The sequence below is a fragment of the Mycobacterium sp. genome, assembly GCF_049278535.1.
Taxonomy (GTDB): Bacteria; Actinomycetota; Actinomycetes; order Mycobacteriales; family Mycobacteriaceae; genus Mycobacterium.
Genome location: NZ_JBAPMI010000263.1, coordinates 1 through 4,953, shown reverse-complemented (window position 1 = coordinate 4,953; position 4,953 = coordinate 1). Strand labels below are relative to the sequence as shown.

7 protein-coding genes and 1 pseudogene are annotated in these 4,953 nt (G+C 66.9%); 4 read left to right on the top strand and 4 right to left on the bottom strand.

What is annotated here, in order from left to right:
- The 4 genes and pseudogenes from WAO18_RS17650 to WAO18_RS17635 form a co-directional block, all read right to left on the bottom strand.
- Nucleotides 1–319, bottom strand: a pseudogene (locus WAO18_RS17650) (phosphoglucosamine mutase); the annotation flags it as partial.
- A gap of 99 nt (nucleotides 320–418) precedes the next feature.
- The gene (gene rpsI / locus WAO18_RS17645; RefSeq protein WP_422207525.1) at nucleotides 419–952 is read right to left on the bottom strand and encodes a 30S ribosomal protein S9; all 534 of its coding nucleotides are present in this window, start codon (nucleotides 950–952) and stop codon (nucleotides 419–421) included.
- Complete coding sequence (gene rplM / locus WAO18_RS17640) at nucleotides 952–1,395, bottom strand: 50S ribosomal protein L13 (RefSeq protein ID WP_422207524.1); 444 nt, start codon at nucleotides 1,393–1,395, stop codon at nucleotides 952–954. Before rplM ends, rpsI begins: the two co-directional genes overlap by 1 nt.
- Nucleotides 1,396–1,574: 179 nt before the next feature.
- A complete protein-coding gene (locus WAO18_RS17635) occupies nucleotides 1,575–2,594 on the bottom strand; it encodes a 4-hydroxy-3-methylbut-2-enyl diphosphate reductase (protein ID WP_422207523.1) in 1,020 nt (339 codons plus the stop codon).
- A gap of 88 nt (nucleotides 2,595–2,682) precedes the next feature.
- On the opposite strand from WAO18_RS17635, the gene WAO18_RS17630 reads away from it, so the two are divergent.
- The 4 genes from WAO18_RS17630 to WAO18_RS17615 form a co-directional block, all read left to right on the top strand.
- On the top strand, nucleotides 2,683–3,240 hold the full coding sequence (locus WAO18_RS17630; protein WP_422207522.1) for a lipid droplet-associated protein: 558 nt from the start codon (nucleotides 2,683–2,685) through the stop codon (nucleotides 3,238–3,240).
- Nucleotides 3,237–4,508, top strand: a complete 1,272-nt coding sequence (xseA, locus tag WAO18_RS17625) for an exodeoxyribonuclease VII large subunit (protein ID WP_422207521.1) — start codon at nucleotides 3,237–3,239, stop codon at nucleotides 4,506–4,508. The genes WAO18_RS17630 and xseA overlap by 4 nt, the downstream gene beginning before the upstream one ends.
- The gene (locus WAO18_RS17620; RefSeq protein ID WP_422207520.1) at nucleotides 4,498–4,725 is read left to right on the top strand and encodes an exodeoxyribonuclease VII small subunit; all 228 of its coding nucleotides are present in this window, start codon (nucleotides 4,498–4,500) and stop codon (nucleotides 4,723–4,725) included. The genes xseA and WAO18_RS17620 overlap by 11 nt, the downstream gene beginning before the upstream one ends.
- 63 nt (nucleotides 4,726–4,788) lie before the next feature.
- A partial coding sequence (locus WAO18_RS17615; protein WP_422207526.1) for an NAD-dependent epimerase/dehydratase family protein occupies nucleotides 4,789–4,953 on the top strand: 165 nt, incomplete at its 3' end.

Sequence of the window (4,953 nt, the reverse complement as noted above, 5' to 3'; positions counted from 1 at the left end):
GCATCGGGTTGTGCGACGCGGAGATCATCACCCCGAAATCGGCGTCGTAGGCGTGGGTCAGGTAGGCGACCGCCGGGGTCGGCAGCACACCGGCCCGCAGCGCGTCGACGCCCTCGCTGGTCAGGCCGGCGATCACCGCGGCTTCCAGCATCTCGCCGCTGGCCCGGGGATCGCGACCGATAACCGCTACGCGGCGACGTCCACTTCCCGCCCTGGTCAGACGGCGTGCGGCGGCGGCGCCGAGGGCCAACGCGAGCTCGGCAGTGAGCTCGCGATTGGCGACCCCGCGGACGCCGTCAGTGCCGAATAGTCGACCCATGCGGTCAAACCTCTCACAGTTGGTGACCGCGCACACACACGACATGAGGATTCGCCTGAGTGCCACCCAACCGGTACGCGGCCGTGATCGCCGCCTGGATCAGCGCTTGCTGTACTGCGGCGCCTTACGGGCCTTCTTCAGGCCGTACTTCTTGCGCTCAGTGGCCCGCGGGTCACGCGTCAGGAAGCCGGCCTTCTTCAGCGCGGGCCGATCGTCGGGCGCGACCACGATCAATGCCCGGGCAATTGCCAGGCGTAGCGCGCCGGCCTGACCGGACGGTCCGCCACCGTCCAGGTGAGCGAAGATGTCGAAGCTCTCCACCCGGTCCACGGTCACCAGCGGCGCCTTGATCAGCTGCTGGTGCACTTTGTTCGGGAAGTAGGCCTCCAGGGAGCGGCCGTCGAGGTCGAACTTGCCGCTACCGGGCACCAGACGCACCCGTACCACAGCCTCCTTGCGGCGGCCGACGGTCTGGATCGGGCGCTCGATAACGAAGTCGTCCGCCCGCGGGGCCGGTGCAGCGGCCTCGGCGGTCTCGACGGCTTCTTCGACCACCACCTCGGTCTCGGTTCCTGCGGTCTCAGTTCCTGAGGTGTCAGTTCCTGCCGTCTCAGTTCCTGCGGTCTCAGTCATTATTGGGCCACCTGCTTGATCTCGTACGTAACCGGCTGCTGAGCGGTGTGCGGGTGCTGCGGTCCGGCGTAGACATGCAGCTTGCGCTTGATCTGACGGCCGAGCTTGTTCTTGGGAATCATGCCGACGATCGCCTTCTCCACCACACGGTCGGGGTGCTTCTCCATCAGCTCGCCGATCGTGCGGCTCTTCAGCCCGCCGGGATAACCCGAGTGGCGGTAGGCCAGCTTCTTGTGCAGTTTGTCGCCGCTCAGGGCGACCTTGTCAGCGTTGACGATGATGACGAAGTCACCGCCGTCGACATTGGGGGTGAATGTCGGCTTGTTCTTGCCGCGCAGCAGGTTGGCTGCCGCGACAGCAAGGCGACCGAGCACCACGTCCTGGGCGTCGATGACGTACCACGTCCGCGTGGTGTCACCCGCCTTAGGCGCGTATGTGGACACAGCGCTTACCTTCTTCTCTCGGGTGGATCCCGGTGACCCGGGTGCCGGTCAGGCGGTTGCGGACGGGATGTCCTCGGCGACCGACGTTGACCCGAGTCCCGGCGTACCGCACGCCAACGGAGGAGCTTACCTGCGGCCATCCGTGCAGGTCAAAATGCGTCGATGATCGCGTTAACGCATCAACCGCCGCGCGCCGGCCTGATCTCTCGCGGCAGCGCGAACACCAACGTCTCGTTGGCCGTCGTCACGGGCTGCACCACGCCATAGCCGTGCTCGGCCAACCGCTCCAGCACGCCGCGCACCAGCACCTCGGGCACCGATGCCCCGGATGTCACCCCGACCGTGGTGACACCTTCCAGCCAGGCGGGGTCGATGTCCTCGGCGTAGTCGACCAGGTGGCCGGCCGCCGATCCAGCGCCCAACGCGACCTCAACCAACCGCACCGAGTTCGACGAGTTGCGCGACCCGACGACGATCACCAGCTGGCACTCGGGCGCCATCGCCTTTACCGCGACCTGGCGATTCTGCGTCGCGTAGCAGATGTCGTCGCTGGGCGGATCCTGCAGTTTCGGAAAGCGTGCCCGCAGCCGCTGCACGGTCTCCATCGTCTCGTCGACGGACAGCGTGGTCTGCGACAACCAGATCACCTTGTCCTCGTCGCGAACCGTCACGCCGTCGACCGCGCCGGGCCCGTCGACCAGCTGGACGTGGTCGGGGGCTTCACCGGCGGTGCCGATGACCTCCTCATGCCCGTCGTGACCGATCAGAAGGATGTCGTAGTCGTCGCGGGCGAAGCGCTTGGCTTCGTTGTGCACCTTGGTGACCAGCGGGCAGGTGGCGTCGATGACTTGCAGCTTCCGCTCGGCGGCCGACGTGTGCACGGTCGGCGCGACGCCGTGAGCGGAGAACACCACGATGGCGCCCTCGGGAACCTCGTCGGTCTCGTCGACGAAGATCGCACCGGCCTTGGCCAGCGTCTCCACCACGTGGCGGTTGTGCACGATCTCATGCCGGACGTAGACCGGCGGGCCGTGCTTCTCCAACGCCCGCTCGACGGTCTCGACGGCACGGTCGACGCCTGCGCAGTAGCCGCGCGGCTCGGCCAGCAGCACCCGCTTGCCCGTCACCGATTCGGCCACCGATGCGGTGGCGCCCGCCCTCATCCCTATATGTGGGCCCATGTTCACGGTCGGCGGCATGCCCACCAGGGTACTTTCTGCGGTCTCGCCCTCGCCAACTCGCGCGCTCAGCTTGGAGTTGTCCGCCGGTTAAGGCAGTCTTGACCGCATGGCTACTGCACCGTATGGGGTTCGGCTGCTGGTGGGCGCCGCGACGTTCGCCGTCGAGGAGACGATCAGGCTGCCGAAGACCATCCTGATGTATCCGATGACACTGGCCAGCACTGCCGCGCACGTCGTAATGCGGTTTCAGCAGAACCTGGCCGAGCTGGTGATCAAGGGCGACGCCACGTTGGAGCAAATCTTTCCGCCCAAGGACGAGCAGCCGGAGTGGGCGACGTTCGACGAGGATCTGCCCGACGAGAGCGACGACGGGGCCGCTTCCGACGTCGAGCGCCGCACCGAAGGCCGGTTCGCGCTGTACTCGGAGCCCGCTGACTCCCCGACGCGAACTGCCGTCAAGCCGGCCAAGCAGACGGTGTCTGCGCCCGCGGTGGTCGAGGAGCTTGACTACGAACAGCTGACTCTGGCCCAGCTGCGGGCCCGGCTGCAATCACTCGACGTCGACGAGCTCGAAGCGCTGCTGGCCTACGAGGACGCCACCAAAGGGCGCGCGCCGTTCCAGACACTGCTGGCCAACAGGATCACCCGCGCGACTGCGAAGTGAGCGCCAACCCCGTCAGCAACGCCAATACGCCGGCCGGGTCGGCGAATTCCGCCGAGAACCCGTTTCCGGTTCGCGCGGTCGCCATCCGGATCGCCAGCTGGATCGATAAATTAGGCGCGGTCTGGGTTGAAGGCCAGCTGACCCAGATCAACATCCGGCCGGGCGCCAAGACGGTGTTCATGGTGCTGCGCGATCCGGCCGCCGACATGTCGCTGACCGTGACCGCGCCGCGCAACTTGATCGACAATGCGCCGGTCAAGCTCGTCGAAGGTGTGCAGGTGGTGGTGTGCGGCAAACCGAACTTCTTTACCGGCCGAGGCACACTCACGTTGCGGCTCAGCGAAATACGCGCAGTCGGCATCGGTGAGCTATTGGCTCGGATCGAGCGACTCCGCCAACTGCTGGCCGCCGAAGGCCTTTTCGATTCCCGACTTAAACGGCCGATCCCGTTTCTGCCCAACACAATCGGCTTGATCACTGGCCGGGCCAGCGCTGCCGAGCACGACGTGACAACGGTGGCCGCTAACCGCTGGCCCGCGGTCAGGTTCGCGGTTCGCAACACTGCGGTCCAGGGCCCCACCGCCGTTGCGCAGATCGTTACGGCCTTGCGGGAGTTGGACTCCGACGCGTGCGTGGACGTCATCGTGCTGGCCCGCGGCGGTGGCAGCGTGGAGGACCTGCTGCCATTCTCCGACGAGACCTTGTGTCGCGCGATCGCCGCGTGCCGCACTCCGGTGGTCAGCGCGGTCGGTCACGAGCCCGACAATCCGCTGTGCGACCTGGTCGCCGACCTGCGCGCCGCCACCCCCACCGATGCCGCCAAGAAAGTCGTCCCGGACACCGCTGCCGAGCAGCATTTGATCAACGACCTGCGTCGGCGCAGCGCCCAGGCGCTGCGCAACTGGGTAGGCCGCGAAGAACGCGTGCTCGCGCAGTTGCGCAACCGGCCGGTGCTGGCCGAACCGTTGGCCGCGCTGGCGGTGCGCGCCGATGAGATCCATCGCGCCCGTTCCGCGGTCCGCCGGGACATCGCCCGACTGATCGACGTCCAAGCCGAACGCGTCGGCCATTTGTCGGCCCGGCTGGCGACGCTTGGCCCGGCGGCCACGCTTGCACGCGGCTACGCCGTGGTGCAGACGGTTGGTGCCGCGGGTTCCGCCGCGGTGTTGCGGTCCGTCGAGGGCGCCCCAGCAGGGACCACACTACGAGTGCGGGTCGGCGACGGCGCGATCGCGGCGACAAGTGAGGGGCCGGCCGATGGCGAGTGAGGAAGCTACACCTGTTAGTCAGCTCGGGTATGAAAAATGCCGCGACGAGCTGATCGAAGTGGTGCGGCTTCTCGAACTGGGTGGACTCGACCTCGATGCATCGCTGGAATTATGGGAAAGAGGCGAACAGCTGGCTAAACGGTGCGAGGAGCACTTAGCTGGAGCCCGTAAGCGCGTGGCCGATGCGTTGGCTGCCGGCGAGTCCGGCGATTCTTGACATCGCAACTATTTCTCGGGCGTTTATTCGAAACTGGAACACGTTTCAGTTATTCTCGGCGGCATGGCTGAGAATTCTGGAACACCGCCGACCGCCCAGCTGGGCCGCGTGCTCGTCACCGGCGGCTCGGGCTTCGTCGGCGCCAACCTGGTGACCACCCTGCTCGACCAGGGCTATTCGGTGCGCTCCTTCGACCGGGCGCCCTCACCACTGCGCGCCCAGCCCGGC

What these genes read in the sequence shown, in the direction of transcription:
- WAO18_RS17635 (WP_422207523.1), bottom strand. Translation starts at nt 2,594, where the DNA reads ATGCCGCCGACCGTGAACATGGGCCCACATATAGGGATGAGGGCGGGC.
- rpsI (WP_422207525.1), bottom strand. Translation starts at nt 952, where the DNA reads ATGACTGAGACCGCAGGAACTGAGACGGCAGGAACTGACACCTCAGGA.
- WAO18_RS17630 (WP_422207522.1), top strand. Translation starts at nt 2,683, where the DNA reads ATGGCTACTGCACCGTATGGGGTTCGGCTGCTGGTGGGCGCCGCGACG.
- WAO18_RS17620 (WP_422207520.1), top strand. Translation starts at nt 4,498, where the DNA reads ATGGCGAGTGAGGAAGCTACACCTGTTAGTCAGCTCGGGTATGAAAAA.